This is a genomic window from Pseudomonas palmensis (assembly GCF_049942755.1).
Classification (GTDB): Bacteria; Pseudomonadota; Gammaproteobacteria; order Pseudomonadales; family Pseudomonadaceae; genus Aquipseudomonas; species Aquipseudomonas palmensis.
Genome location: NZ_CP187958.1, coordinates 4,777,826 through 4,804,128, shown reverse-complemented (window position 1 = coordinate 4,804,128; position 26,303 = coordinate 4,777,826). Strand labels below are relative to the sequence as shown.

General features: G+C 68.3%; 20 protein-coding genes. 10 read left to right on the top strand and 10 right to left on the bottom strand.

Going from position 1 to position 26,303, the window contains the following annotated elements; all coding sequences use genetic code 11:
* Positions 1 to 14 precede the first annotated feature (14 nt).
* Positions 15 to 482 carry a GNAT family N-acetyltransferase gene (locus tag ACPRTJ_RS22140; protein WP_058540690.1) on the top strand — a complete coding sequence of 156 codons (468 nt, stop codon included), beginning with the start codon at positions 15 to 17 and terminating at the stop codon, positions 480 to 482.
* 85 nt (positions 483 to 567) lie between these two features.
* Here ACPRTJ_RS22140 and ACPRTJ_RS22135 read toward each other — a convergent pair whose 3' ends face one another.
* The 3 genes from ACPRTJ_RS22135 to ACPRTJ_RS22125 all read right to left on the bottom strand — a co-directional run bounded on the left by ACPRTJ_RS22135 (position 568) and on the right by ACPRTJ_RS22125 (position 3,274).
* Positions 568 to 1,419, bottom strand: a complete 852-nt coding sequence (locus tag ACPRTJ_RS22135; protein WP_043860494.1) for a CAP domain-containing protein — start codon at positions 1,417 to 1,419, stop codon at positions 568 to 570.
* A 177-nt stretch (positions 1,420 to 1,596) separates the two neighbouring features.
* A complete protein-coding gene (locus tag ACPRTJ_RS22130) occupies positions 1,597 to 2,316 on the bottom strand; it encodes a GNAT family N-acetyltransferase (RefSeq protein ID WP_043860493.1) in 720 nt (239 codons plus the stop codon).
* Between the two features lie 73 nt (positions 2,317 to 2,389).
* Entirely contained in the window at positions 2,390 to 3,274 is an 885-nt protein-coding gene (locus tag ACPRTJ_RS22125; RefSeq protein ID WP_043860492.1) for a LysR family transcriptional regulator, read from the bottom strand.
* 111 nt (positions 3,275 to 3,385) lie between these two features.
* Here ACPRTJ_RS22125 and argC point away from each other — a divergent pair, with 111 nt between their 5' ends.
* The 6 genes from argC to ACPRTJ_RS22095 all read left to right on the top strand — a co-directional run bounded on the left by argC (position 3,386) and on the right by ACPRTJ_RS22095 (position 12,940).
* Positions 3,386 to 4,309 carry an N-acetyl-gamma-glutamyl-phosphate reductase gene (argC, locus tag ACPRTJ_RS22120; protein ID WP_274096396.1) on the top strand — a complete coding sequence of 308 codons (924 nt, stop codon included), beginning with the start codon at positions 3,386 to 3,388 and terminating at the stop codon, positions 4,307 to 4,309.
* Between the two features lie 967 nt (positions 4,310 to 5,276).
* Entirely contained in the window at positions 5,277 to 7,052 is a 1,776-nt protein-coding gene (locus ACPRTJ_RS22115) for a DUF262 domain-containing protein (protein ID WP_236176908.1), read from the top strand.
* Positions 7,049 to 9,412 carry a GmrSD restriction endonuclease domain-containing protein gene (locus tag ACPRTJ_RS22110; protein ID WP_426427296.1) on the top strand — a complete coding sequence of 788 codons (2,364 nt, stop codon included), beginning with the start codon at positions 7,049 to 7,051 and terminating at the stop codon, positions 9,410 to 9,412. The genes ACPRTJ_RS22115 and ACPRTJ_RS22110 overlap by 4 nt, the downstream gene beginning before the upstream one ends.
* A gap of 113 nt (positions 9,413 to 9,525) precedes the next feature.
* Positions 9,526 to 9,984 (top strand): GNAT family N-acetyltransferase, encoded by a 459-nt coding sequence (locus ACPRTJ_RS22105; protein ID WP_426427295.1) that lies wholly within the window; start codon positions 9,526 to 9,528, stop codon positions 9,982 to 9,984.
* Positions 9,985 to 10,069: 85 nt separating this feature from the next.
* Entirely contained in the window at positions 10,070 to 11,593 is a 1,524-nt protein-coding gene (locus tag ACPRTJ_RS22100) for a PLP-dependent aminotransferase family protein (protein WP_054915361.1), read from the top strand.
* Between the two features lie 60 nt (positions 11,594 to 11,653).
* Complete coding sequence (locus ACPRTJ_RS22095) at positions 11,654 to 12,940, top strand: benzoate/H(+) symporter BenE family transporter (RefSeq protein ID WP_088515368.1); 1,287 nt, start codon at positions 11,654 to 11,656, stop codon at positions 12,938 to 12,940.
* Here ACPRTJ_RS22095 and ACPRTJ_RS22090 read toward each other — a convergent pair.
* From ACPRTJ_RS22090 to ACPRTJ_RS22060, 7 genes are read right to left on the bottom strand one after another with little or no spacing between them, the layout of a single operon-like run.
* Positions 12,834 to 14,669, bottom strand: coding sequence for a dipeptide ABC transporter ATP-binding protein (locus ACPRTJ_RS22090; RefSeq protein ID WP_426427294.1), 1,836 nt, complete (start codon positions 14,667 to 14,669; stop codon positions 12,834 to 12,836). The two genes, ACPRTJ_RS22095 and ACPRTJ_RS22090, sit on opposite strands and share 107 nt — an antisense overlap.
* Entirely contained in the window at positions 14,666 to 15,484 is an 819-nt protein-coding gene (locus ACPRTJ_RS22085) for an ABC transporter permease (RefSeq protein ID WP_043860485.1), read from the bottom strand. The genes ACPRTJ_RS22090 and ACPRTJ_RS22085 overlap by 4 nt, the downstream gene beginning before the upstream one ends.
* A gap of 12 nt (positions 15,485 to 15,496) precedes the next feature.
* Positions 15,497 to 16,558 (bottom strand): ABC transporter permease, encoded by a 1,062-nt coding sequence (locus ACPRTJ_RS22080; RefSeq protein ID WP_043860484.1) that lies wholly within the window; start codon positions 16,556 to 16,558, stop codon positions 15,497 to 15,499.
* The gene (locus tag ACPRTJ_RS22075) at positions 16,551 to 18,125 is read right to left on the bottom strand and encodes an ABC transporter substrate-binding protein (RefSeq protein WP_278929901.1); all 1,575 of its coding nucleotides are present in this window, start codon (positions 18,123 to 18,125) and stop codon (positions 16,551 to 16,553) included. Before ACPRTJ_RS22075 ends, ACPRTJ_RS22080 begins: the two co-directional genes overlap by 8 nt.
* A 10-nt stretch (positions 18,126 to 18,135) precedes the next feature.
* Complete coding sequence (locus ACPRTJ_RS22070; RefSeq protein ID WP_043860482.1) at positions 18,136 to 19,311, bottom strand: LLM class flavin-dependent oxidoreductase; 1,176 nt, start codon at positions 19,309 to 19,311, stop codon at positions 18,136 to 18,138.
* 10 nt (positions 19,312 to 19,321) lie between these two features.
* Complete coding sequence (locus ACPRTJ_RS22065) at positions 19,322 to 20,056, bottom strand: class II aldolase/adducin family protein (protein WP_043860481.1); 735 nt, start codon at positions 20,054 to 20,056, stop codon at positions 19,322 to 19,324.
* Positions 20,057 to 20,071: 15 nt separating this feature from the next.
* On the bottom strand, positions 20,072 to 21,127 hold the full coding sequence (locus ACPRTJ_RS22060; protein ID WP_054915367.1) for an ABC transporter substrate-binding protein: 1,056 nt from the start codon (positions 21,125 to 21,127) through the stop codon (positions 20,072 to 20,074).
* A gap of 290 nt (positions 21,128 to 21,417) precedes the next feature.
* Here ACPRTJ_RS22060 and ACPRTJ_RS22055 point away from each other — a divergent pair, with 290 nt between their 5' ends.
* The 3 genes from ACPRTJ_RS22055 to ACPRTJ_RS22045 are packed head-to-tail and all read left to right on the top strand — an operon-like array spanning position 21,418 to position 26,285.
* Positions 21,418 to 22,635 (top strand): acyl-CoA dehydrogenase family protein, encoded by a 1,218-nt coding sequence (locus tag ACPRTJ_RS22055; RefSeq protein ID WP_058540681.1) that lies wholly within the window; start codon positions 21,418 to 21,420, stop codon positions 22,633 to 22,635.
* A 55-nt stretch (positions 22,636 to 22,690) separates the two neighbouring features.
* Positions 22,691 to 24,469, top strand: coding sequence for an ABC transporter ATP-binding protein (locus ACPRTJ_RS22050; protein ID WP_123752510.1), 1,779 nt, complete (start codon positions 22,691 to 22,693; stop codon positions 24,467 to 24,469).
* Complete coding sequence (locus ACPRTJ_RS22045) at positions 24,462 to 26,285, top strand: ABC transporter ATP-binding protein (protein WP_054915370.1); 1,824 nt, start codon at positions 24,462 to 24,464, stop codon at positions 26,283 to 26,285. Before ACPRTJ_RS22050 ends, ACPRTJ_RS22045 begins: the two co-directional genes overlap by 8 nt.
* The last annotated feature ends 18 nt before the right edge of the window (positions 26,286 to 26,303 follow it).

Genomic DNA, 26,303 nt, shown 5'->3' with positions numbered 1-26,303 from the left:
CAATGGACTGTGAAATGCTCACCATCAGACCCGCTACCAGCGCCGATGCCCAGGTGGCCTACGACATACGTCGGGAGGCAGTCCGTCATCACTGCATCGGGGCCTACCCGGCAGAACAGATGCTGGCCTGGACGGCGGGCACGGCCGAGGATGGCTACGCCAGCCTTATGGCCAGTCACTTCTACATGGGGTGCATCGAAGGTGAGCCGGTGGCAACCGGCATGCTGGATGTGAATGCCCGTGAAATCGGGGCGATCTTCGTGTTGCCGGGGTACATGCAGCAAGGCCTGGGCAAACAGATGCTGGCGTTTCTTGAAGCGCTGGCGCGCAACCTGGGGCTGGCGCAGGTGAACCTGGACGCCACGCTGAACGCTGCAGCCTTCTATCGACAGTGTGGTTATGTGGGCGAAGCGACAGCGCTCTATCACTCACCCCGGGGCATCGACCTGGCGTGTGTGCCCATGACCAAGGTACTGGTATAGGTCGGCGCCGGCCTCTCGCGGGTCAAGCCCGCTCCCACAAGGATGGCGGTGTGCCTTGTGGGAGCGGGCTTGACCCGCGATGCTGTCACTTCGTCCCGAACATCGCCGTCCAGTAGATCCCCGCATCGCTCTTGGGGTCCACCGCATAAGCCGCGCCCAGCTCCTTGAACTGCGGGTTCATCAGGTTGGCGCAATGCCCGGCACTGGCCAGCCAGCCATCGACCACCTTGCGCACGTTGTCCTGCCCGGCGGCAATGTTTTCCCCGATCAGCTGATAGCTGTAGCCCTGCAACTCGGCGCGGTCGCCCGGCATGCGCCCGTCACGGTCGCGGTGGTCGAAGAAATTGCCGTTGGCCATGGCCCGCGTATGGCCCTGTGAGGCCTCTGCCAGGGTGGTATTCCAGGCCAGCGGCGCGCTGGCCGCATAGGCCTGGGCGCCGCACTGGCGCGGCTGGGCCCGCGCACTGTTGATCGCATCGAGCAGCTTCTGCCCCTCCACCTGCGACTCCGCCAGCTTGGCACTGAGCAGTGGGCGCGCCAGCACGATGCGCCAGTCACGCCCTTCGCGGCTCACGCCCACATCGACGAACTGCGGGTCGAGCACCACCTTGCAGAAGCTCTCCTGAATCGCCTTCATCGCTGCCGCTGCATCGCGCGGCCCCGACAGGCTGATGGCCTGCACGCTGACCATCGGGTACGAGGCCTTCACCAGCGCCTGTTGCAAGTCACCGACACCGTTGGCCGGGAGCACCAGGCGCGGGTCGCTGGCCAGCGGCGGCAGCTCCAGCGACACCTGCTCGGCACAACGTTGCGACTGGCTGCGATATCCATTGATCGACTCGACCAGTTGCGTCTCGTCGCTCGCCACCGCCAGCGTGGTGACAAGCATGCCCAGCGCCAACGCGCCCAGACGCAGCCTGGATGATAAGTCGTGCATGTAACTCTCCCTTGAACAAACTGCGCCCATGATGCGGGATTTTGTGTTGCTTTCGTAGCACCACGGGATGCGACGCATTATCAATACCTGCCTGTGCGCCGCTATCGAGCTTGGATGCGCAGTGCCGGCCGGCGTTCCTTGCCCTGCGCACAAATCCACCGGTTGACGCCCCTACCCTCACACCAGCCGCAGGCTGGCAGCGGCCTGCGCGCCCGTGTCGCCAAGGCGCTGCTGCACGAATGCCCTGGCCTGGCGGGTGAGTTGATCCAGATGACGGTCGCGCTGCTTTTCGGCGTCCACCATGGCCCGCTTGCCGTGCTGCTTGAGCAGGTAGGCGTGAATCTGCTGGACCTCAAGGGTGCGGTAGATCGGCGCCACGTCGAGCACCGCCAGCAGCCCCTCGGTGGCGTGATCGCGGGTGTTCATCAATACCTGCGGCCCGCGTGCCCCCAGCACCTGAAAGCCCATCGCCTCGAAATACGCCACCTTGCCCACGGCGCAGGCCAGCTCCACGTGCGGGTAGCGCTCGCGCACCTGCCCCAGCAGGGCCCGGGCGATGCCCTGGCGCCGGTGCCCGGCCAGTACCGCCATGTACGCCACCGCACAGGCCTGGGGGTCGTCTTGCACCGGCAGGTACAGCACGAACCCCAGCAGCCGCGAGGGGTCCTGCTCGTCGGTGGCCACCAGCAGCTCCACCGGGATGCCGCGCGCGCCACTCAGGGCCTCCAGGTACAGGTGCACCTCATAGCCGATACCGTACTGGTAGAGGCTGTACAGCGGGTTGCTCGGCGGCAGGGCCACGCTGCTGATGTCGGTCAGGTAGTCGACCACCATCTGCAGGATCTGGCCCTTGATCGGTTCGTCGGGGGGTGTTTGCAGCAGGGTGATGACAGGCATGCGGCGTCTGGCTCCGGAAACAGGGTGACCTTGCGGTCCTGGCGGGGATTCTACAGGTCTGCGCGGCCCCGCCCTACCCCGCGCTCAAGCCCCACAGCACCTGCAGCACATGGCCGGTGGCACGCTCCACCTCGCCGCTGCGGTGCGCGATGCCCAGCTGGCGCCACAGCAGCGGCTGCAACGGGCGCATCACGATGCGCGCATCGGCCAGCGGCGTGGAGCCCTCGTTGGGCAGCAGGGTGGCGCCGTAGCCGGCAGCCACCAGGCTCTTGATCGCATCGTTGTAGTTGAGCTGGATGCGCGGCGCCGGCTGCTGGCCGGCCGCGTTGAACCACTCCGAGGTCAGGCGTGACAGCCCGGTGCTGCTGTCGTTGAGAATCAGCGGCTGGGTCGCCAGCCACTCGGGCGTGACCTGCGCCGGGCAGTCCCAGCGTGCCGGCAGGTACGCCATGACCGGGTCGCGCCGCCAGGGCTCGATGCTCAGCCCCTTCACCGGGCTTTGCGGCAGGGCCACCAGGCCGATGTCCAGCGAGCCCTCGGCGAGCTTATTGAGCGTTTCGCGCGAGGTCAGCACCGCCACCTGCACATCGATGCCGGGGTGTGCATGGCCCAGGGTTTCCAGCGCCTGGGGCATCAGTTGCGCAATCGCCCCGGTGGACGCCCCCAATCGCACGCGCCCGGCCAGGCCCAGCACCTGGCGCTGCACATCGTCCAGTGCCTGCTGCGCGTCGGCCAGCAGGCGGCGGGCGCGCTCCACCAGGGTTTCGCCGATGGCCGTGGGCTGCACGTTGCCACGGGTGCGCGAAAGCAGGGTGCCGCCCACCCGTGCTTCAAGCTCGGCGACATGCAGGCTGACCGTGGGCGGCGCCAGGTTGAGCACCCGGGCGGCTTCGGCGAACGACCCCAGGTCGGCAATCGCCACCAGGGTACGCAAACGGTCCAGGCTGATTTCACGCATGGATGTTGCCTCTTCAGTAAAACTGAACCTGACCTTTGCCAAATTCAACTTTTCCTATCTTAACCGCGCATCGAAGATAAGCCCTGACCTTTTTCACGTGCGAGCACACTCATGGCCACACCCGTTGTATTCATCGATGGCGACCAGGGCACCACCGGGTTGCAGATCCACCAGCGCCTGCAGGGCCGAACCGACCTGCAGTTGCTGACCCTGCCCGCCGAACACAGAAAGAGCCCGCAGCACCGCGCCGAGGCGATCAACGCCTGCGACATCGCCATGCTGTGCCTGCCCGACGATGCCGCGCGCGAAGCGGTGGCCAGCATCCGCAACCCGGCGGTGCGGGTGATCGACGCCAGTTCCGCGCACCGTACCCACCCGGAGTGGGTCTATGGTTTCGCCCAGATGAGCCCACAGCAGGCCGAGCGCATTGCATCAGCCAAGCGGGTGAGCAACCCCGGGTGCTACCCGACCGGGGCCATCGGCCTGCTCAAGCCGTTGATCGATGCCGGCCTGTTGCCACAGGACTACCCTGCCAGCCTGCATGCCGTGTCGGGCTACTCGGGCACCGGGCGTGCCGGTGTCGAGCTGTACGAGGGGCCGGATGCGGCCGGGGCGCCGGCATACCAGGCGTATGGGCTGGGGCTTGCGCACAAGCACGTGCCGGAGATCCAGCAGTACAGCGGGCTGGGCCAGCGGCCGATGTTCATGCCGGCCTATGGTGCGTTCCGCCAGGGCATCGTGCTGACCATCCCGGTGCAACTGCGGCTGCTGGCCCCGGGTGTTACCGGGGAGCGCTTGCATGTGTGCCTGGCCGAGCACTATGCGCAATTGCAGCACGTCGAGGTGCTTTCGTTGCAGCAGGCCAAGGCGCTGACGTACCTGGACCCGCAGGTGATGAACGGCACCGACGACCTGCGCCTGATGGTGTTCGAGAATGGCGAGCAGGTGCTGTTGGCGGCGGTGTTCGACAACCTGGGCAAGGGCGCGGCGGGGGCGGCGGTGCAGAATCTGGACCTGATGATGGGGGGTGAGTGAGGGGCACTTCCCTGGCGATTGGCGCGGTGGCCTCGCAGCAAAAGCCTGCATTGTGCATGTAGGCCCTGCGACCGCTTCGCGCTCGTTCGCCGGCAACGCCGGCTCCTACGCCCTGCAGGTAGACTCCGCCTCTGGCCGCCAGGCCGTAGGAGCGGGCCTTGCCCGCGATCTGGTGCGCAGCGCCAGTAAAACCTGCACATGCGGTCTGCCTGATACACCGCGCACTCAGGCGTTGCGACCGCTTCGCGCTCGTTCGCCGGCAACGCCGGCTCCTACGCCCTGCGGGCAGATGCTGCCTCTGGCCGCCAGGCCGTGGGAGCGGGCCTTGCCCCGCGATCTGGTGCGCAGCGCCAGTAAAACCTGCACACGCGGTTCGCCTGATACACCGCGCACTCAGGCGTTGCGACCGCTTCGCGCTCGCTCGCCGGCAACGCCGGCTCCTACGCCCTGCGGGCAGACTCCGCCTCTGGCCGCCAGGCCGTAGGAGCGGGCCTTGACCCGCGATCTGGTGCGCAGCGCCAGTAAAACCTGCACATGCGGTCTGCCTGGTACACCGCGCCCTCAGGCGTTGCGACCGCTTCGCGCTCATTCGCCGGCAACGCCGGCTCCTACGCCCTGCGGGCAGACTCCGCCTCTGGCCGCCAGGCCGTGGGAGCGGGCCTTGCCCCGCGATCTGGTGCGCAGCGCCAGTAAAACCTGCACATGCGGTTCGCCTGACACACCGCGCACTCAGGCCTTGCGACCGCTTCGCGCTCGTTCGCCGGCAACGCCGGCTCCTACGCCCTGCGGGCAGACTCCGCCTCTGGCCGCCAGGCCGTAGGAGCGGGCCTTGCCCGCGATCTGGTGCGCAGCGCCAGCAAAACCTGCCCACGCGGTTTTTCTGCCCACTCCGTTGCCAACCTCGCCCCACCAAGGCACTCTGCCATCGCTCGGCTGTTGCGCACCCTCGGCAATAAGGACCATTGCAATGACCTCACCCGATTTTCGGCCCAAGCCCGTCCACCAGCTGATCAGGGAGGACAGGCAAAGCCCGGTCAATCGCTTCTGGATCCCCGCCTACCAGCGCGGCTACCGCTGGAAACCCGAGCAGGTGCAACAACTGCTGGAAGACATCCTCGAGTTCGCCTACCGCAAGAACCCGCAGAACGACGACTTCTACTGCCTGCAGCCGCTGGTGCTAAAGGCCCGCGACAATGGCCAGTATGAAGTGGTCGACGGCCAGCAGCGCCTCACCACGCTGCTGCTGATTCTGCGTTTCTTCAACCAGCGGCTCACAGAAAAACACCGCGCACCGGTGTTCGAACTCAGCTACGAAACCCGCCCGCACCTGCCGGATTTTCTGCTCGAGCCCTCGGCCGAACAGGCCCGCGGCAATGTCGATTTCTTCCACCTGTACCAGGCCATGCACAGCATCGAGCACTGGTTCGATCAGCACGACAACGAAGTCGACGACTTCAAGTCCACCCTGCTCAACCGCACCAAGGTCATCTGGTACGAGCTGGCCGCCAGCGAGAACCCGGTGGACGCCTTCACGCGCCTGAACATCGGCAAGATCCCCCTGACCGACGACGAGCTGATCCGTGCGCTGTTCCTCAAGCGCAACGCCGACGACGCCTCGGGCGAAACGCCCCAGCAACTGCGCATCGCCCACGAATGGGATCAACTCGAAAAGGCCCTGCAGAACGACGCGCTCTGGTACTTCCTGAACGAGCAGCCAAGCACCGGGCAGAACCGCATCGGCTTCCTGTTCCAGCTGGTAGCCCGGCTGGAAGGCGCAAGCGCGCCAGCCCGACAGCGCTACTCCGTGTTCCATCACTACAGTCGCCGGCTGGCTGCCCCCGACGCCTCGACGCAACCGCTATGGCAGCAGGTCAAGAACACCTGCATGCTGCTGGAGGAATGGTTCGAGGACCGCCGGCTCTACCACATCATCGGTTTTCTGGTGCAGCAGGGTGTCGCCGTGGCCGAGCTGTTCGCACTGTCGCAAGGCCTGCCCAAGAGCCAGTTCGAACAGCGCCTGCGCCAGCGCGTGTTCATGCAACTGACCGGCTCGCCCCTGCCCCAGCCGGCTACCCGCGACGCCATTACCGATGCGCTCTCGCCCTTCCTCGCCGGCCTGGACTACTCACAGCGGGACAGATCGGCCATTCGCGCGACCCTGCTGCTGTTCAACCTCGCCAGCCTGCTGCAGAACCCGCAATCGAACGTGCGCTTCCAGTTCGACAGCTTCAAGAAGGAGCGCTGGGACATCGAACATGTGCGCTCGGTCACCGCCCACCGCTTCAACGGCGCCGAGGAAAAACAGCAATGGCTGCAGCGCTGCCTGCCGCACCTGCCGGACAAGACCGAAACCCGGCCCCTGCGCGAGGCCCTGGAGGCATTCATTGGCGACCCCAAGGGTGCAGACGATGAGGCTTTCAACGCGCTCCACCAGGCAGTGCTGGAGGCGTTCGGCGAAAACCAGGAGGTCGACGACAGCATCGGCAACCTCACGCTGCTCGACCAGAAGACCAACCGCAGCTACAAGAACGCGATCTTCGCGGTCAAGCGCGAGCGCCTGCTGGCCCTGGACCAGGGCGGCGTGTTCGTGCCGCTGTGCACGCGCAACCTGTTCCTCAAATGCTACAGCCCCGACGTCAAGCACCTGCTGTTCTGGGGCGAACAGGACCGCAAGGGCTACGCGCTTGCGCTCTTGCACACCCTGATAGCCTTCTTCGCCGACCCGCAGGAGCAGCACGCATGAGCGCCAACAGCCAGATCATCTTCGGCCAGCTGTTCGAGCGCTACGCCGGCACCCGCATCCCGCTGATCCAGCGCGACTACGCCCAGGGCAGGGCCGATACCGAAGAGGTGCGCAGCGAGTTCCTCGGTGCCCTGGCCCGCGCCCTGGCACTGCCGCCCGACGACCCGAGCCTGCCGCTGAACCTGGACTTCGTCTACGGCACGCTGAACCCCCAGCGCCAGTTCGTCCCGCTCGACGGCCAGCAGCGCCTGACCACGCTGTTTCTGCTGCACTGGTACCTGGCGCAACGCGACGGTGAGCTGGCAGCCTTCGCCCAGCTGTTCTGCAACGCCAACGGCAGCGCCCGATTCGCCTACAGCGTCAGGCCCAGCAGCAGCGAGTTCTTCGACGCCCTCAGCCAGCATGCGCCCTCGCCCGCGCTGGGTGCCGACGACTCGCTGATCGAGCACCTCACCGACCAGCCCTGGTACTTTCGCCACTGGCGCCTGGACCCCACCATCCAGTCATGCCTGACCATGCTGCAGGCCATGCACGAGCGCTTTCATAACGCCGCCACCGCCCGTTTTGCCCGCCTGATCGATGTGCAGCGGCCGGTGATCAGCTTCCAGATCCTCGACCTGGACGACTTCGGCCTGGCCGACGACCTGTACATCAAGATGAACGCCCGCGGCATGCCGCTGACCGCCTTCGAGACGTTCAAGGCGCGCTATGAACGGTACCTGCACACCCAGTTCGACGGTCACACCCGGCAGATGCACGGCAAGCCGGTCAGCACCGCGACCTTCTTCGCCTGGCGCATGGACACGCGCTGGGCGGATTTTTTCTGGAACTTCAGCAACGCCCGCAATGACGCCACGGCCCCCGCGACCATGCGCCTGTTCGACCAGGCGGTGATGAACCTGTTGCAGATGGTCGCCGCGGCAACCCGCGCGCCCGAGGCGCCGGGCTACGAAGCCGACCTGCTCAAGCTGCGCAACCGCCAGCAGCGCCTGAGCTACCAGGTCTACGAGGACAACGGCTGGCTCGATGATGCGTTTTCCGAAACCCTGATGCTGCTGCTCGAAGCCTGGAGCGAGGGGCCCGGCAGTTTCGCCACCCAGTTGCCCACGGCGCACTACTTCGACGAGGTCGCCTTCTTCAACCACGCCATCAGCGACCAGCCACTGAACTACACCCGCCTGGTGCAGTTCTGCGGCTATGCGATGTTCCTGCGCCGCCATGGCAGCAGCCAACCGCAGGCATTTGGCGAGTGGATGCGGCTGGTGGTCAACCTGTCGGTCAATGCCAGCTACGACGGGCCGGACGATGTAAAGCGCAGCGTCAGCGGGCTTGGCGAAATGCTGGAGCAGGCGCTGGACATCCTCGCGCACTTTGCCAGCGTCGACAGGCCCGTCAGCGGCTTTCGCGGTACCCAGGTGCGCGAGGAAATCACCAAGGCGAAACTGATCGTCGCCGACAGCCAATGGCGGCCGCTGCTCGAACACGCCGAGCAGCACGGCTACTTCCAGGGCCAGATCGATTTTCTGCTCGACCACAGCAGCGCCGCCTGGGCGCTGCAAAGCCACGCGCATGCCACCTGGCAGGAACACTTTGCCAGCAGCCTTGCGCTGGCCGAGCAGATGTTCGACGACCACGGCCTACGCGCAATCGACGACTTCCTCTGGGAGCGCGCGCTGTTGAGCGAGGGTGATTACCTGCTCAAACGCGGCTACAACCATTCGTTCCTTGGCGACGGTCTCACGGGCCCTGGCACCTGGAAACGCCTGCTGGCCAATGAAGACGGCATGCGCGTGACGCTGTTCTGCCTCTGGAACCGACTGGACGAAACCCGCCCGCTGCCGGCCCAGTTGCAACGCATCATCGACCAGGCCCGGGTGCGGGAGCCGTGGCGCCAGGTGCTGATCCAGACCCCCTCGGCCCTCGGGTACTGCGCGTTGCGCCAACTGCGCTTCGAACGCGACCAGGTGTACCTGCTGGCCAGGGAACGCATGAGTGGCAGCCATGCCGAGCTGTTCAGCTTCGCCCTGCATCAACAGCTGCAAACCCCGCAGCGGCTGGCGCAACTGGCACCGCTGTCGGTCGAAGGCTACGTGCCGGTTTCCGGCAGTGCCGACGAACCCTACTTCTACCTGCTGCACAGGCACAGCCCGCAGGTGCACACCCATCTCTATGTCACCTCCACGCCGCATGGCTTCCTGCTGCAGATCGATGTCGATGAACTGCTCGGGCGCGACGCCCTGGCCCATGCCCTGCAGCAGGACTTCGACTTTGTCGTCGAGGCCGGCTACCTGCAGAGCCACTGCCCCCGCGACACGGTCGAACAGCGGCTGGTCGCGCTGGCCGGCGTGTTGGCAGCCTGAGGCACGCGGACTGCCCGCCGCCCTCCAAGTGGTCGGTTGATGCCCGCGCCCTGCCCCTATGCTTGGGCAGGTCGCGAGGCATGCAGCCTTGCCATCAACGAGGACCATCAGCGATGACCAGCAGTACCGCATCACTCGCCATCCGCCCCATCCAGCCCACCGACTTCGAGGCCTGGCTGCCGCTCTGGCTGGCCTATCAGGACTTCTACCAGATCGACCTGGGCGAAGCCGTCAACGCCACCACCTTCAAGCGCTTTCTGGACCCCGACGAGCCCGTGTTCGCCGCAGTGGCCGAGTACGACGGCGAGCTGGTCGGCATGGTCACCTGGGTCATCCACCGCTCTACCTGGTCGACCACCCACTACTGCTACCTCGAAGACCTCTACGTCGCCCCGCAGATGCGCGGCCAGGGTACCGGCGAGCACCTGATCGCCTGGGTCAAGGCCGCCGCCGACCAGCAGCAGTGCACACGCCTGTACTGGCACACCCACCAGACCAACCATCGCGCCCAGCAGCTGTACAACCGTGTGGCCGTCAACCCCGGCACGATCCTCTACCAGATCGCGCTGTAACCTTCCCCCGTTCAAGGGCAGGCATGGACAGCCGGGCCCTGGCAGGTCAGCATGCCGGCCTGCCCTTCTTCACTGCACAGACGTCATGGCCCACAGTTTTCAACTCGACACCCTGAAGATCCGCCTGGCCGCCGCCGAGCTGGCCCCGCTGGAGCTGCGCGTGCGGGTACAGCGCGCCCTGCGCGAACTCATTCTTGCCGGCGAACTGCCGCCGGGTTGCCGCCTGCCCGCCACCCGCACCCTGGCCAGTTCCCTGGGACTGTCTCGCGACACCGTGGAGATGGCCTATGTGCAACTGCAGCTGGAGGGCTGCATCTGCCGCCGCCCAGGCTCGGGCAGCTATGTGGCCGAGCACCTGGGGCCGCGTCTGCTGGGTGCACGCCCCCCGCGCACCGGCGCGCCGCAGCACGCGCCTGCCACCGTCGGCCTCAGCGCCCGTGGCGCGGCGATCCTGGCCAGCGGCGGGGTCAGCGACCAGCAGCAGGTCAAGGCCTTCGCCACCGGCCTGCCCGAGACGCGCAACTTCCCCCTCGACACCTGGGACCGCCTGCAACGCCAGGCCCAGAAGGACTACCGCGCCCAGGTGCTGCTGCATGGCGACCCGCTGGGTGCCGCGCCGCTGCGCCAGGCCATCGCCCGCTACCTGAACCTGGAACGCGGCGCCAGGGTGCACGCCGACCAGGTGCTGGTGCTGAGCAGCGCGCGCCAGGCGCTGTACCTGTGCGCGCAGGTGCTGGCCGACCCCGGCGGGCCGATCCTGCTCGAAGACCCGGGTTACTTTGGCGCGCGCAAGGCCTTCGAGATGGCCCAGCTGCAGGTGGTGCCCGTGGCCGTGGATGAGCACGGCCTGCGCACCGACCTGCTGCGTGCCGACCGCAGCGGCGCCAACACCGTCTACGTCACCCCGTCGCACCAGTACCCCACCGGCGTCACCCTGGCCCTGGAACGGCGCCTGGACCTGATTGCCTGGGCCGCCGAGCGCAACGGCTGGATCATCGAGGACGACTACGACAGCCAGTTCCACTACGACGGCCTGCCCACCGCCTGCGTGCAGGGCCTGGACAACGCGCAGCGCACGATCTACCTGGGCACCTTCGCCAAGTCGCTGTACCCCGGCCTGCGCATGGGTTTCATGGTGCTGCCGCCGGCCCTGGTCGCGCCCATGAGCCACGCGCGCAGCATGCTCGACGGGCACACCCCGCAACTGGCCCAGTTGACCCTGGCGCGGTTTATCGAAGACGGCCATTTCGCCGCGCACATTCGCGCCATGCGCACGCTGTATGCCGTGCGCCGCGAGGCCATGGCCGAGGCACTGCACCAGCACCTGGGCGGCATCGCCAGCGCGCAGCTGCCACCGGGCGGCCTGCAGATGCTGTGCCGCCTGGAGCATGGCTGGAGCGAGGCCGAGACGATCCGCCAGGCCGCGCGGGCGGGCATCCACCTGCCCGGCCTCAGCCGCCTGTACGCCACGCCGCCGGCACAGGGCGGCTGGCTGCTGGGCTTCGCAGCGCTCACCCCGCACCAGATCGGCAGTGCCGTGGCACGCCTGGCCAAGGCCCTGCGCCCCGGCGTGCGCAGCGGTCTGGCGCAGGCCAGCGAGGTGGACTGATCGGGCCACCCCTGGCGCGGATACGCTCGGCACCCCAGCCCATCCCGCAAGGACCTGCCCATGAACCGAACCGCTTCGCGCCTGCACCCGCGTGACCTCGTCTCACCCACCCTGGCCGCCCTGATCAGCGTCATGGTCAACTATGGCGGCACCTTCGTGCTGGTGTTCCAGGCCGCGCAACTGGGCAACCTGACCGCCGCGCAAACCGCCTCGTGGGTGTGGTCGGTGAGCATCGGCGTGGGCCTGACCGGGGCCTGGCTGAGCTGGCGCTACCGCGCGCCGATCATCACCGCCTGGTCCACCCCGGGCGTGGCGTTCCTGGCCACGGTCATGCCGTTCACACCCTATGGCGAGGTGATCGGCGCCTACGTACTGTGCGCCATCGGCTTCATCCTGCTGGGGCTGTCGGGGGTGTTCGAGCGGCTGGTGCGCTGGATACCGGCCGGCATCGCCGCCGGGCTGCTGGCAGGCATCCTGCTGCAGTTCGGGGTCAACGCCTTCGGCGGGGCCAGCGCCGACCCGCTGCTGGTGATCGTGCTGGTGCTCACCTACGCCGTGCTGCGCCGCTTCACCTCGCGCTTTGCCGTGGTCGGGGTGCTGGTGGCGGGCCTGGCCATGCTGCTGGCCCAGCAGCGCCTGGACCTGCACGGCGTGCACCTGAGCATGGCGCTGCCGGTGTTCGAAACTCCGCAGTTCAGCCTTGGCGCGCTGTTCGGCGTGGCGCTGCCGCTGTTCGTCATCACCCTCACCGGGCAGTACATGCCCGGCATGCTGGTGCTGCGCAACGACGGCTACGCCACCAGCGCCAACCCGATCATCACGGTCACCGGGCTGGGGTCGCTGCTGATGGCGCCGTTTGGCGCCCATGCGTTCAACGTGGCCGCCATCACTGCGGCCATCTGCACCGGCAAGGACGCGCACCCCGACCCGGCCAGGCGCTACCTCGCCGGCATCGCCTGCGGGGTGTTCTACGTCACCGTGGGGGTTTTCGGCGTGACCCTGGCCAGCCTGTTCATGGTGCTGCCGCGCACCTTCGTCACCACCCTCGCCGGGCTGGCCCTGCTGGGCGCCATCGGTGGCAGCCTGGCCAGCGCGATGGGCGATGCGCGTACTCGCGAGACCGCGCTGATCACCTTTCTGGCTACCGCCGCCAATGTCACCCTGCTGGGTATCGGCGGCGCGTTCTGGGGGTTGCTGACCGGCCTGCTGGTGCATGCGCTGATGCACGCCGGCCGCCCGCTCAGCCCAGCCGTGGCGAGTGCGCCAGCAGCCCCTGGGTGTACGCCGCCTGGGGGTGGTCCAGCACATCCTGCGCCGGCCCCTGCTCGACAATCCGCCCTTCCCTGACCACCACCACGCGGTCGGCGATGGCGCGCACCACGCCCAGGTCGTGGGTGACGAACAGCAGGGTCATGCCCTCGCCCTGCAACTGCTTGAGCAGCGCCAGGATCGCCGCCTGCACCGACACGTCCAGGGCCGAGGTCACCTCGTCGCAGATCAGCACCGAAGGCTCGCACACCAGCGCGCGGGCAATCGCCACGCGCTGGCGCTCGCCACCCGACAGATGATGCGGGTACTTGTGCGCCGCATCCGGGGGCAGCGCGACCCGTGCCAGCGCCGCGTCGATACGCGCCCGGCAGGCCGCGCCCTTGAGGCCGAAGAAGTGCTCCAGGGGCGCTTGCAGGCACTGCGCCACGGTCTGGCGCGGGTTCAGGGCGCGGTACGGGTTCTGGAAGATGTACTGGATACGGTGGCGCGTGGCCGCGGGCCGCTGGCGCGCCAGCAGGCTCAGCGGCTGCCCGTCGAAGGTCAGCTCGGCCTGGGCGGTATCGCCCAGCCCCGCCAGGGTGCGCGCCAGGCTGGTCTTGCCCGAGCCCGACTCGCCCACCACCGCCAGGCATTCGCCCTTGTACAGGTCCAGCGACAGGTCGAACAGCACCTGGCGGTCGTAGCTCAGGTTGAGGTCGCGCAGGCTCAGCAGCGGCGTGTCAGCGCAGCTGAGCACCGTTGTCGGCACCACCGCCGGCGCGGCCACGGCGGTCAGTTGCGGGTGCAGGCAGGCGACCTGCTGCGCGCTGTCCAGCGCATTCAGCGACGGCTCCAGCGAGGTGCAGGCAGCGCTGCGGCGCGCGCACCGCGGGGCGAAGGCGCAGCCTTGCGGGCGCTGACCGGGCGCCGGGGCATGGCCGGCAATCGCCTGCAACGGGCGCTGGCGGGCCACGTCCGGAATCGCCGCCAGCAGGCCCAGGGTGTACGGGTGCGCGGGCCGCGCGAACAGGCGTTCGCGCTGCGCCACCTCGACGATGCGCCCGGCGTACATCACCATCACGCGGTCGACCAGGTCCTTGATCACGGCCAGGTCGTGGGACACGTACACCGCCGCCACCCCCTGCTCCTTGCACAGCCTGCGCAGGGTTTGCAGGATGTGCGCCTGGGTGCCGACGTCGAGGGCGGTGGTGGGTTCGTCGAGCACGATCAGGCGCGGGCGCAGCACGAAGGCCAGGGCCAGCATCACCCGTTGCTGCTGGCCGCCGGACAGTTGATGGGGGAAGCGCCTGAGAAACTCGCGATCGCCGGGCAGGCCGACGTCCACCAGGGTCTGCTGCAGCCGGTCGGCCTGGGCTGCGCGGGCAAGCTGCGGCTCGTGGGCCAGCAGGGTTTCGCGCAGCAGGTTGCCGATGCGCAGCGCCGGGTTGAGGGCCATGGCCGGGTCTTGCGCAACATAGCCGATCAGCCCGCCGCGGGCACGGCGCAGGGCATCGCCCTTGAGCTCGAGCAGCGAGGCGCCGGCAATGTCGATGCGCCCGCCGGCAATCTGCGCACCGCGCCGGGCATGGGCCAGCAGCGCGGTGGCCAGGGTGGTCTTGCCCGAGCCGGACTCGCCGACAAGGCCGAGGATTTCACCGGGGGCCAGGCTGAAGTGGATGTGGTCGATGATATCGGCGCCGCTGGCGAGTTCGACCCGCAGGTTCTCGACCCGCAACGCTTCGCCGGCAACGCCGGCTCCTACAGACGGTGCAAAACCTGTAGGCGCCGGCGTTGCCGGCGAAGAGGCCATCAAGGCATGCGCATTCATTTGCGTTCTCCCGCACTGTGCCGGGCAATGCCCTCGGCCAGAATATTGGTGCCGTAGGCGAACACCCCGATCAGCAGCGCCGGTGCCAGCACCGCCCACGGCTGCACCAGCAGCCCGGCCTGGTTCTCGTTGATCATCAGCCCCCAGTCCGCCGCCGGCGGCGCCACGCCGTAACCCAGAAAGCTCAGGCCCGACAACATGCCCACGCCCCAGGTCAGCATGTTGCCAAAGTGCACCAGCAGCGGCGTGAGCACGTTGGGCAGGATCTCGCGCAGCAGAATCCGCGTGCGCGAAAAGCCCATCATCTGCGCCGCCTCCACGAACTCCTGGCTGGCCACCGCCACCGCACTGCCGCGCGCCAGGCGGATCACGCCGGGGGTAAAGGCAATCGCCACGGTCATCACGATCAGCCACGGCGCGCGCCCCAGCATCGACACGATCAGCAGCACCAGGATCAGGTCCGGAAACGCCAGCCACACATCCGCCAGCCAGGTGATGGCCTGGTCCAGGCGCTGGCGCGACAGACCGGCCAGCAGCCCCAGCGCCGTGCCCAGCACCAGCGCAATGGCAGCGGCCGCCAGCGACATCCACAGGATCGACACACCGCCACCGAGCAACCGCGACACCACGTCGTGGCCCAGAAAATCATGCCCCAACGGCGCCTCGCCGCTGGGCGGCCCGTACACCCCGCCAACCATGTCGGTGGGCGCATGCGGCGCCAGCCACGGGCCCAGCAGCGCCAGCAGCACGATGGCCAGGGTCACCAGCCCACCCCGACGAATTTGCGGCTCACGCCAGACACTTGCACTGAACATGCTCTCTTCCTCTCAAGGGGCCTTGGCTGCCGGGCGTCGCCACCAGCTCTGGATGCCGCGACGGTTGCGCTGGATCAGCGTGGCCCGCCGCGCGGTGCGCAGCCTGGGGGTCAGCAGCACGGTGAGCAGGTCGGCCAGCAGGTTGATCGCCACCACGCCCAGGGTGATCACCAGCACCACGCCCTGGATCAGCGGCAGGTCGCGCATCTGGATCGCGGTGTTGAGCTGGGTGCCGATGCCGGGGTAGCTGAAGATCACCTCGGCCAGCAGCGCGCCGCCGATCAGGGTGCGCAAGGTCAGGGCCACGCCCTGCACCGCCGGCACCAGCGCGTTGGGCAAGGTGTGGCGCCACACGATGCGCCATTCGGGCACCCCGCGCAGGCGCGCCGCACTCACGTAGTCGGATTCCAGCGCCTCGATCATCGAGGCGCGTACCAGCCGCGCCAGGTACGGCAGCGACGACAGGCTCAGGGCCAGGATCGGCAGCAGCAGAAACTCCAGCTGCTGCCACAGGTGCTTGTCCGGGTCGAGGATCGACACCGCCGGCAGCAGGCTGAACTGCGGCATGGAAAACAGCAGCACCAGCCCGATGGCCAGCAGAAAACCCGGGGTGGCCTTGAGAAAGATCAGCGCCGACAGCGCCCAGCGGTCCAGGCGGCTGTCACGCCGCAGCGCCAGGCTCACGCCGATGCTCAACGCCAGCGGCACCACCACCAGCAGCACGCCGCCCAGCAGCGCCAGGGTATTGCCAAAGCGCGCGAGAATGATGCCGGCCACCGGTTGGTTCGAATCCAGCGAGATGCCCAGGTCGCCGTGCAGCACCTGCCCCAGCCAGCTCAGGTACTGCAGCAGGATCGGCCGGTTCAGGCCCAGTTGCTCGCGCAGGGTCTGGATGCTCTCCAGCGGCGCGTCGGGGCCCAGGATCACCCGCGCCGGGTCCGAGGGCAGCGCCTGGGTGGCGATGAACACCACTAGGCTGATGACCCAGGCGGTGAGCAGGCCGTAGCCCAGGCGCCCGATGAACCAGGGCAGCCAGGCCGGCAGTCGATGAGAGGTTGCGCACGGTTCAGGCATGGTTCAACCACAGGCTGTCAAAGCGCCAGGAGGCGAAGGTGGTCTGTTCGCCGTGCAGGCCGCCGACCTTGTTCGAGGCGGCGTCCAGCACGTCGGTGAAGCCCCAGATCAGCAGGCCGCCGCGCTGGTGCTGAATGGCCTGCGCCTCGTGTACCAGTTGCTTGCGCTGCGCCAGATCCGGCTGGCCGAGGGCCTGGGTGAACAGCGCACTGAAGCGCTCGTCACGGAAGTTGCTGCGGTTGTAGATCGCCAGCGGTGCATCGTTGTGCAGGCCGGTGGCCAGAAAGCCGCGGGCCGGTGTCGAGCCGGGCGACATCAGCCACTGCTCCTTCTGCGGGCCGTTGAATACCGAGGCGTCCACCGGCGTGACCTTGACCTGGACCCCGGCCTTCTTCGCCTGCTGGGCGAACACCAGGGCAGCGTTGATTTCGTTGGCGGTGGTGGTCAGCTCTATGCGCAGGTCGGTCTGCCCGGCCTGGCGCAGCAGCGAACGGGCCTGGTCCAGATCGAAGGGGCGCTGGGCGATGGCATGGTTGTAGGTGGGGTCGGTTGGCGAATACAGGTCGTTGGCGATGCGCCCGAAACCGTTGAGGCCACGGCCCACCAGCTCCTGGCGGTCGGCCAGCAGGCGGAAGGCCTGGCGCACCCGCTCGTCCTGGAACGGCGCCTTGGCGGTGTTGAGGTTGAAGCCACTGAACGAGGTGGTGGGCGACACCACCAGTTGCAGGCGCGGGTCGGCCTTGAGCAAGGCACTGTGCTCGGCCTGCACGCCGCTGGCGATGTCGATCTGCCCGGCACGCAGGGCGGCCACGCGTGATACCTGGTCCTTGAATTCGATGATCTCCAGCTCGTCGGCGTACGGCTGGTTGGGCTTGTAGTAGTTTTCGAAACGGCTGAACAGCGCACGCTGGCCCGGCACGAAACTTTTAAGCCGGTACGGGCCGGCGCCCACCGGGTTGCTGACCGGGTCGTAGTCGGTGGGCACGATGCCGCCGAAGGCAATCAGGGTCTCGTCCAGCGGGAAGAAGCTGCGGCCCTGCTTGAAGCGGATCTCGATGGTGCGCTCGTCGAGCTTGCGCAGCGCCTGGCGGTCGATGGCGCCCACCAGCCCGGCAAATGGCGAGGCAAGTTTCGGGTCGGTCAGGCGCAGGATCGAGAACAGCATGTCGTCGGCGCCGATGCTCTTGCCGTGGTGGAACTCCAGCCCCGGCTTGATGCGAATGGTCCAGGCGCTGGCATCGGCATTGGGCTCGGCAAATTCGGCCAGGCCCAGGCGCGTGCTGACGTCGTCGTTCCATTCCCAGAACTTGCTGTACAGCGCCCAGCCGCGAATGATCCCGCCACCGGAAGGCTTGTGTGCATCCAGGTTGCCGGCCTGGTCGCCGTCGATGATGCCGACGCGCAGGCGCCCGCCGTGCACCGGGGTGCCCGGGCGTGCGCTGGCCGCCGCGCTGCTGGCAGGCCCGCCGGCATCGCAGCCGCCCAGCAGGCTGGAGCCCAGCAGCAGGCCGCCGCCGACGGCCAGGCTGTTGCCGAGGAAGATCCGGCGCGAGAATTCATGAGGCATGGGCAGCTCCTTAGGCCGGCTCGGCAGCGGTGCGCGCACCCAGGCGCGGGATCTCGAACCCGTGGTCCAGTTCCAGCAGCGGGAACAGCAGGTCGGCCACCCGGTGCGCTTCATCGATCAGCGGAAAGCCCGAGAGAATGAACGCCGAGGTGCCCTGCTGCTGGTACTCGCGAATGCGCTCGGCCACCTGCTCGGCACTACCCACCAGGTAGGTGCCGGACGACGGGCCGAGGATGTCGAAGCCGAACAGGCTGGGGCCGGTCCACACGTTGGGGTAGATCTCAAGCTCGCGCGCAGTGGGCAGGCGCCCGTCGCGGATGCTCTGCACGTTGCGCTGCACCTGCGGGTTGTCGCTGTGGAAGGTGTCCAGGGTCTGGCCCGGCGGCAGGCGGCGCTCGATGGCGGCGCGGGCGGTGGCCAGGGAGGTCTGTTGCAGCAGATTCTCGGCATGCGCCCAGGCTTGGGCCTCGGTCTCGCGCACGATGACCTGCAGGCGCGTGCCGTAGGTCAGTTCGCGGCCGATCTTCGCCGCTTCGGCGGCCACGCGGCGGAACTTGTCGCCCAGCCTGGGCGGGGTGTCGGCAAAGCTCAGGTACACGTCCAGCAGTTGCACCGAATGCGCCACGCCCACGTCCGAGGTGCCGGCGCCCCACAGGGGTACCGCCAGGCGCTGCGGCGGGTGCCAGCCGCCCAGCGGATGGCGCGCCGCCGCAGCCGGGCGTGGCGCGAGCTGCACGTACTGGCCGTCGAAACCGGCGGTGTCGCCGGCATAGATGCGCTGGAAGGCGCGCCAGTATTCCAGGCTGAACTGGTAGCGCTCATCGTGCGGGTAATGCACACCCAGGGTGGCCAGGCCCGCGTCGCTGCCATTGACCACGTTGAACAGCAGGCGGCCGTTGGAGAACTCGTCGAAGGTCAGCGCCCACTTGGCCAGCACCGCCGGCGACAGCTCGCCCGGGTGCTGCGCCACCAGAAAGCGCAGGCGCTCGGTGGCATCGATCAATGCCGCCGACACCGCCAGGCTCTCGTTGGGGCTTGAACCCAGCAGGGCGCCGTAGAACCCCAGGCGGTCACTGGCCACCGCCAGTTGCCTGAGGTGGGCGAAATCGGTTTTCCAGCGCCCCTGGGGCTCCCACGGGTAGGGGCCGTCGGGGCTGGTGAGGTACCACAGGATCTTGATGGCCATGGCAGGTTCCTCAGGCGCGTGGGCGATCGATGGCCGGGACCAGGCCCAGCGCGTGGGCGCGGTCGATCAGCTTGCTCATGTTCCATTGCTGGGTGAGCACGCCGGGGCCGTAGGGGCGCGAGCCGCCGATGGACTCGGCCAGCAGTTGCAGTTGCGCGCCCTCCTCCAGCAGCAGGATGAATTCGGCAGTGGCGCGCAGGCCCTGGCGCCCCCACACGGTCGCACCGCCGTTGGCTTCGAGAATCGCCGGGGTGTAGGGGTTCTCGGCCAGGCGCTCGAGAATGAAGTCGACCTCGTCCTGGCGCCGGTCGATGTACACCGGCAGCTCGCGGGCCAGCTGGTAGCGCTGCACCGGCACGTAGTGGAACGGCAGGCTGCGCTGGGTCTGCGCCCAGGCGCCCAGGTACGGGGTGTGCACGTGGGACACCGTGGTGATGCCGGCGTCTTCGCGAAACAGCCGGGTGTAGCGGCCCAGCCCGCCCTTGCCCTGGCCATGCACCAGGTTGCCGGCAAAGTCGCTGACCGTGGCCTGCAGCGGCTTGCGGTAGTCCCACGGGCCTGGGTAGTTGACCGACACCAGCAGCTCGCGGCCCGGTACGCGCTCGATGAAGCCCACGGTGCCGGCGGCGGTGATGGTGTTGGTTTCGCGGAACACGGTGAAGGCCTGTTCGGCCTCGTGCAGCACCTGCTCGATGAAGGCCTTGAGGTCGGCGTCGATCAGGTGCTCGGTGGTCAGTACGGTCATGGCGGACTCCTTGGGTCAGGCGCGGGCGCGCCGGGCCAGCAGTTGATGGGCAGCTTGCAGTGGACGCGGGTCGACCCAGTCGGCGAGGTTGAAATCGGCTTCGAGAAAGCCATGCAGGTTGAGGAAGGTCTTCTGGATGTCCAGGTAGCCCAGGCGCTGGGCCGAGAGGTCCGGGGCCAGGGTGGTGTGGAAGTCGCCACGGTAGGCTTCGTCCACGCCCTGGGCGCCGGCGCGGGTCTCGTCCTGCAGGATGCGCAGCAGTGCCTCGCGGTTGTGGCTGGCCCAGTCGGCGGCGCGCAGGGTCTGCGCGAGGAAGCGCACCACCAGCTCGAAGTGGTTGTCCAGCAGGCTCTGGTGCACGGTGATCGGCCGTGGCGTGCCGTTGTTGATGCGGTAACGCGGGTCGCTGATCTGGTCCAGGTCGATGCCCACCACCAGGCCCAGGCGGCGCGCTGCATCGGCAGCGGCGGCGCCCTTGACGTACACCGCGTCGACCTCACCACGGGCCAGGTAGTCCAGCCCCGACCACAGGCGCTGCAGGCCCTGCTCGGGGGTGGGGGCGTCGTCCTGGTTGTGCAGCGCCACTTCCACCAGTTCGACATCGTCGAAGCTCAGGCCGGCCAGGCTCAGCGCGCCCTTGTAGCCATGCAGGCTCATGGCACGGGCGATGCTGCCCGGGCGGTTGTCGCCCCAGGCCGGCAGCGCCAGGCGCTTGCCCTTGAGGTCCCGGGCGCTGCGGATGCCGGAGTCGGGGCGTACCAGGACGGTCTGCCATTCCTCGATCCAGGTCAGGCCGATCAGGCGGCTGGGCGAACCGGCGGCGCGGGCGGCCAGGGCCGGCACGTTGCCGCCCTCGCGAAACAGCCCGGGCAACTGGTGGTCGTAGTGGTGATGGCCGAGCTGGCGGGCCTCCTGCAGGGTCTCCACCGGCAGGCCGTCGGCGGCGAATTCCTCGCCCAGCCAGCCCAGGGTGTAGGCGATGCCGGAGGCGGTCGGCACCGGGCAGCGGGTGAACCAGATCTGTTCGAGGGCCGGTGCGGCAGGCAACGGCAAGGTAGCGGCGATTGACATGGGCATGTTCCATCAAGCGAAGGTAGCCATGCCATTGCAGCGCCCGTGCCAACTCACCAACTCATTGTTTTTGTTGGTTTTTTAGAGACCTTCTGAACACCGGGTGCTGGCCTGGCAGCAGTGTTGCAGCTGCCCTGCTGCTGCCAGAGCAACAATCGGCGCCCCGCTGCTGCCCCAGCAGCACCCCGCCGCCCGTACCTGGCCGCAGCCCTTGTGGCACAAGGCTTTGCGGCGTGTGGCACAGAACCTGCTCAAGGGCCTGAAACCTGTTCATTCAAGGAAGCCCCCGCATGAGTACCCCGCCCCGCCGCCTGGAAAGCGCCGCCCAGGCCATCGCCGCCGCCCATGAAATCGCCGGCCAGATCGCCGAGCTGGCCCGCGACCGGCACAACAACCGCCAGTTGCCGCGTCGCCAGGCCCAGCTGCTGTCCGACAGCGGCCTGACCGCCATCGGCGTGCCCGCGCAGTTCGGCGGGCTGGGCGCTTCGGTACAGACCATCGTCGAGACCGTGCGCATCGTGTCCGCCGCCGATGGCGGTGTCGGGCAACTGCTGCAGATTCACAACGTGATGCTGCGCGGTGTGCTCAGCGGCTACCCGGATGAAGTGCGCGAGCGCCTGATCGCCGACCTGCTCGCCGGCAAGCGCCTGGGCAACGCCCTGGCCGAGGTCGGCGGCAAGAACAAGTTCGCCCTCAAGACCCGCATCGAGCGCCGCGAAGACGGCAAGCTGGTGCTCAACGGCAGCAAGTTCTACTCCACCGGCTCGTACCTGGCCGAATGGATCTCGCTGACCGCCGCCAGCGACGACGGCGGCGCCGGGGTGTTGCTGCACCGCGACACGCCGGGCCTGACCCTGCTCGACGACTGGGACGCCTTCGGCCAGAACAACTCGGTGAGCGGCACGGTGCAGTTCGACAACATCGAGCTGGACGAGCGCTATGTACTGCGCCGCCAGGGCCCGATGAAGCGCACCGGGCTGACCTTCCCGCAGATACTGCACGCGGCCATCGACACCGGCATCGCCGCCGGCGCCCTGCAGGCCGGCATCGACTACCTCAACCAGCACGCGCGCCCGTGGGTGGAGAGCGAGGTGGAGCGCGCCAGCGAAGAGCCGCACATCATCCGCCAGGTCGGTGAATACGCCGTGGCCCTGCGCGCCGCCGAATCGCTGCTGCGCGATGCCGCACGGACCTTCGATGCGCACGAGCTGGCCCCCGACGACAAGGCCCTGCAGGACGAGCTGATTCTCTCGGTAGCCACCGCGCGGGCGCACTCGGATGCCGCCTCGCTGAAGATCTCCAGCGACATCTTCTCGCTGCTGGGGGCCAGCGCCTCGCTGAGCAAATGGAACCTGGACCGCTTCTGGCGCAATGCGCGGGTGCACACCACCCACGACCCGATCCGCTGGCGCCTGCACCACGTGGGCAACTACTACCTCAACGGCATCGACCCGGGCGAATACACCGCCATTCTCGCCGCCAGGCAGAGCGCGGGCGCCAGCCGCTGAACACCGGGCGCGGGGCCTGCCCTGCGCCTGCTTTCCCCTTTGTCTCGAGTTTTCCATGAGCCCTCGACACCCGCTGCTGCGCAGCCTGGCGATCTACCGCGAAATGCCCTGGCGTTTCGCCCTGGTCGCCGGGCTGTTCGTTTTCATCAACCTGGGGCTGGTCTGGCAGCAATGGCTGATCGGCCATGCACTGAACGACGTGAGTGCCGGCGCCGCCGTGGTGCGCCTGGCCGATGGCAGCCTGGATGCACGCCTGGCCTGGCACTGGTTCTGGCTGATAGGCGCGGTGGCGCTGGGCCGCGCGGTGTTGCAGTACGCCGCGGCCATCGGCTCGCTGGTGCTCGGCCAGGCGCTGCTCACGCGCCTGCGCGAGCGCCTGCTGGCCCAGGTGCAGGCCCTGCACCTGGGTTACCACTGGCAGCACGGCATGGGCGAGATGGTCACCCGCACCACCCGCGATGCGGACAAGGTGCGCGATGCGCTGATCAGCTTCTGGCGCCAACTGGTGGAAACCCCGTTGGTGGTGCTGGCCACCGTCGGCCTGCTGGCCTGGTACGACCCGTGGCTGGCCCTGGGGCCGCTGCTGCTGACCGTGCTCGGGCTAGGCATCTTCGTGCACCAGACCGAGCGCCTGGTGGCACTGGACCGTGCCGTGGGCGCCGCCTACGACCGGGTCAACCAGGACCTGGCCGAAGGCATCGGCGCGGTACGGGTGATCAAGTCGTTCGGCCTGCAGGCCCAGCGCATCGAGGGCTTTGCCGCGCAGGTGCAGGTGTTTGCCGGGCATGCACGCCAGGCGCTGGCCTACGCCAGCTCGCGCATACCGCTGCCGCAGGCGGTGGTGGCGCTGGGGCATGTGTGGATCCTGGTGGTCGGTGCGCAGCTGGTGGCCCAGGGGCGCATCGGCATCGGCGAGCTGGTGACCTCGCTGCTGATCGCCACCACCCTGGTGTTTCGCATCGAAGGCATCGGCCGGGTGATGCAGACCTTCGCCGACGCGCGCGCCTCGGCCGAGCGTATCTGGCAGTTGCTCGATGCGCCGGTACACATCGTCAGCGGTCAGCAGTCGCTGCCCCCGGGGCCGCTGGGCCTGAAGCTGGAGGCTGTCGGCGTGGCAGCGCCCGGCGGTGGGCAGGCGGTGCTCAGCCAGTGCTCGTTGCAGATAGAACCCGGCGAGGTGGTCGCGCTGGTGGGCGCCACGGGCACCGGCAAGAGCCTGCTGGCCAGCCTGCTGCCGCGCCTGACCGAGGCCGACCAGGGCCGCGTGCTGCTGGGCAGCGCTGCACGGGGCTGGCACGACGTGCGCACCCTGGCGCTGGATGAACTGCGCCGGCGCGTGCATGTGCTGCCCCAGGAGAGCTTTCTGTTCGCCGACAGCCTGGCTGCCAACCTGCGCCTGGGTGCGCCCACGGCCAGCGACGCGCAACTGCTCGATGCACTGCGCCAGGCCAGCGCCGAGGACGTGCTGGCACGCCTGCCCCAGGGCCTGGACACGCCGCTGGGCGACCGTGGCGTGACCCTCTCGGGCGGCCAGCGCCAGCGCCTGTGCCTGGCCCGCGCCCTGCTGGCGGCCCCCGACATCCTGTGCCTGGACGACGCCACCAGCGCGCTGGACGCGATCAGCGAGCAGCGTGTGCTCGACACCCTGCGCCAGCGCCGCAGCGATGGGCATGCACCGACCCTGCTGCTGATCGCCAGCAAGCTGAGCACCGTGCAACTGGCCGACCGCGTGCTGCTGCTGAGCAGTACCGGCATCGCCGACAGCGGCAGCCATGCGCAGCTGCTGCAACGCAACCCGACCTACCGTGAACTGCTGGGGATCGAGCATGGCTAAGCCGCAAGCGGGCACTGCCCTGAGCGATATCGAGATAGAAGAATTGCTGGCAAGAAAGGCCCTGGACCGCAGCATGTTCCGGCGCCTGCTGCCGCTGCTGCGCCCGGTGCGCCGGCAGATCGGCTGGGTGATCGGCCTGGAGCTGGTGCTGGTGTTCACCGTGTTCCTGCGCCCGTGGTTCGTGCGCGAGCTGCTCGATCACGGGCTGATCCATGACGGCAACGCCTGGCTGCTGGACCCGCCGCTGGTGCTGTGGCTGGGCGCGGGCCTGGCGGCAAGCTGGCTGGGGCGCTTCGTGCTGGCGGGGCTGTCGCAGTACATCGCCGGCAGCGCCGCGATCAGCGTGCTCAACGACCTGCGCGTGCGGGTGTTTGCGCACGTGCAGGCGCTGAGCGTGGGCTACTTCGACCGCACCCGCGCCGGGCGCATCATTTCGCGGGCCGACCGCGACGTGGACGCGCTTGAGCCGCTGCTGATCCAGGGCCCGCCCGAGCTGCTCGGCGCCCTGCTGCGCTGCAGCCTGGCGGCGGTGATGCTGTGGCTGATAGAGCCGCTGTTCTTCTTCAGCCTGATCGGCAGCGTGCCGTTGCTGCTGCTCGCCACCTGGGGCTTCAAGCGTATCGCCCAGCGCAACTGGGCGAAGGTCGCGGAAAACCGCAGCCGCTTCACCGCCCACCTGGTGGAGAGCGTCAGCGGCGTGCGCCTGCTGCAGCAGACCGGCCGGCAGCAGACCAACCTGCAGCGTTACCAGGGCCTGCTGGACGACTTCAACCGCGCGCTGATTCTGGGCAGCCTGCGCTCGGGCTGGTTCGCGCCGTTCACCGCGCTGCTGGCCGCGATGGGCATGGCGGTGCTGGTGCTGGTGGGTGGCTACGGGCTGGCCGAGGGTTCGGTGACGGTAGGCCAGGTGGGTGAAAGCCTGTTCTACGTGATGCTGTTTCTGGGGCCGTTGCAGGAGCTGACCGACCTGTTCGAGCGCTATGCCACCGGTTCGGCTTCGGCGCAGCGGATCTTTCTGCTGCTGGACACCGCGCCGCAGATTCTCGACCCGCAGGTGCCCGTGGCGTTGCCCAGGGCGCGTGGCGAGGTGCGCTTCGAGCAGGTGCGCTTTGCCTATGAGCGTCAGGCGCCAACGCCGGTGATCGACGGGCTGGACCTGCACATACGGGCCGGCGAGGTGCTGGCATTGGTCGGGCCGTCGGGGCATGGCAAGAGCACGCTGGTGCAGTTGCTCACGCGCTTCTATGACGTGGACGGCGGCGCAGTGAAGCTCGATGGCATCGATGTTCGCCAGTTGAGCCAGCAGCAGTTGCGCCGGCACGTGGGTGTGGTGCTGCAGGACAACGTGCTGTTTGCCGGCAGCATCCTCGACAACCTGCGCCTGGCAGCACCGGGGGCGGACGATGCGACGCTGATCGCGGCGGCCCGCGAGCTGGGCGCCGATGAAGTGCTGGAGCGCCTGCCGCACCAGTACGCGACCCAGGTGGGGGCGCTGGGCGCGCACCTGAGCCATGGGCAGCGCCAGCTGGTGTGCCTGGTGCGGGCGTACCTGGCAGACCCCGCGGTGCTGGTGCTGGACGAAGCCACCTCGGCGGTGGACGTGCATACCGAGCGGCGCATCCAGCGGGCGTTGCGTCGGCTGTGCGAGGGGCGCACGGCGATCATCATCGCGCATCGGCTGGCGACCATTCGCGAGGCGGACCGCATCGTGGTGATCGGCCAGGGCCGCCTGGTGGAGCAAGGGCCGCATGCGCAGTTGCTGGCCAGGGGTGGGGCGTATGCGGCGCTGCATCGCAGCTATGCGCGGGCCGGTTAGGGCCAATCGCGGGTCAAG

What these genes read in the sequence shown, in the direction of transcription:
- ACPRTJ_RS22140 (WP_058540690.1), top strand. Translation starts at nt 15, where the DNA reads ATGCTCACCATCAGACCCGCTACCAGCGCCGATGCCCAGGTGGCCTAC.
- ACPRTJ_RS22135 (WP_043860494.1), bottom strand. Translation starts at nt 1,419, where the DNA reads ATGCACGACTTATCATCCAGGCTGCGTCTGGGCGCGTTGGCGCTGGGC.
- ACPRTJ_RS22130 (WP_043860493.1), bottom strand. Translation starts at nt 2,316, where the DNA reads ATGCCTGTCATCACCCTGCTGCAAACACCCCCCGACGAACCGATCAAG.
- ACPRTJ_RS22125 (WP_043860492.1), bottom strand. Translation starts at nt 3,274, where the DNA reads ATGCGTGAAATCAGCCTGGACCGTTTGCGTACCCTGGTGGCGATTGCC.
- argC (WP_274096396.1), top strand. Translation starts at nt 3,386, where the DNA reads ATGGCCACACCCGTTGTATTCATCGATGGCGACCAGGGCACCACCGGG.
- ACPRTJ_RS22115 (WP_236176908.1), top strand. Translation starts at nt 5,277, where the DNA reads ATGACCTCACCCGATTTTCGGCCCAAGCCCGTCCACCAGCTGATCAGG.
- ACPRTJ_RS22110 (WP_426427296.1), top strand. Translation starts at nt 7,049, where the DNA reads ATGAGCGCCAACAGCCAGATCATCTTCGGCCAGCTGTTCGAGCGCTAC.
- ACPRTJ_RS22105 (WP_426427295.1), top strand. Translation starts at nt 9,526, where the DNA reads ATGACCAGCAGTACCGCATCACTCGCCATCCGCCCCATCCAGCCCACC.
- ACPRTJ_RS22100 (WP_054915361.1), top strand. Translation starts at nt 10,070, where the DNA reads ATGGCCCACAGTTTTCAACTCGACACCCTGAAGATCCGCCTGGCCGCC.
- ACPRTJ_RS22095 (WP_088515368.1), top strand. Translation starts at nt 11,654, where the DNA reads ATGAACCGAACCGCTTCGCGCCTGCACCCGCGTGACCTCGTCTCACCC.
- ACPRTJ_RS22090 (WP_426427294.1), bottom strand. Translation starts at nt 14,669, where the DNA reads ATGAATGCGCATGCCTTGATGGCCTCTTCGCCGGCAACGCCGGCGCCT.
- ACPRTJ_RS22085 (WP_043860485.1), bottom strand. Translation starts at nt 15,484, where the DNA reads ATGTTCAGTGCAAGTGTCTGGCGTGAGCCGCAAATTCGTCGGGGTGGG.
- ACPRTJ_RS22080 (WP_043860484.1), bottom strand. Translation starts at nt 16,558, where the DNA reads ATGCCTGAACCGTGCGCAACCTCTCATCGACTGCCGGCCTGGCTGCCC.
- ACPRTJ_RS22075 (WP_278929901.1), bottom strand. Translation starts at nt 18,125, where the DNA reads ATGCCTCATGAATTCTCGCGCCGGATCTTCCTCGGCAACAGCCTGGCC.
- ACPRTJ_RS22070 (WP_043860482.1), bottom strand. Translation starts at nt 19,311, where the DNA reads ATGGCCATCAAGATCCTGTGGTACCTCACCAGCCCCGACGGCCCCTAC.
- ACPRTJ_RS22065 (WP_043860481.1), bottom strand. Translation starts at nt 20,056, where the DNA reads ATGACCGTACTGACCACCGAGCACCTGATCGACGCCGACCTCAAGGCC.
- ACPRTJ_RS22060 (WP_054915367.1), bottom strand. Translation starts at nt 21,127, where the DNA reads ATGTCAATCGCCGCTACCTTGCCGTTGCCTGCCGCACCGGCCCTCGAA.
- ACPRTJ_RS22055 (WP_058540681.1), top strand. Translation starts at nt 21,418, where the DNA reads ATGAGTACCCCGCCCCGCCGCCTGGAAAGCGCCGCCCAGGCCATCGCC.
- ACPRTJ_RS22050 (WP_123752510.1), top strand. Translation starts at nt 22,691, where the DNA reads ATGAGCCCTCGACACCCGCTGCTGCGCAGCCTGGCGATCTACCGCGAA.
- ACPRTJ_RS22045 (WP_054915370.1), top strand. Translation starts at nt 24,462, where the DNA reads ATGGCTAAGCCGCAAGCGGGCACTGCCCTGAGCGATATCGAGATAGAA.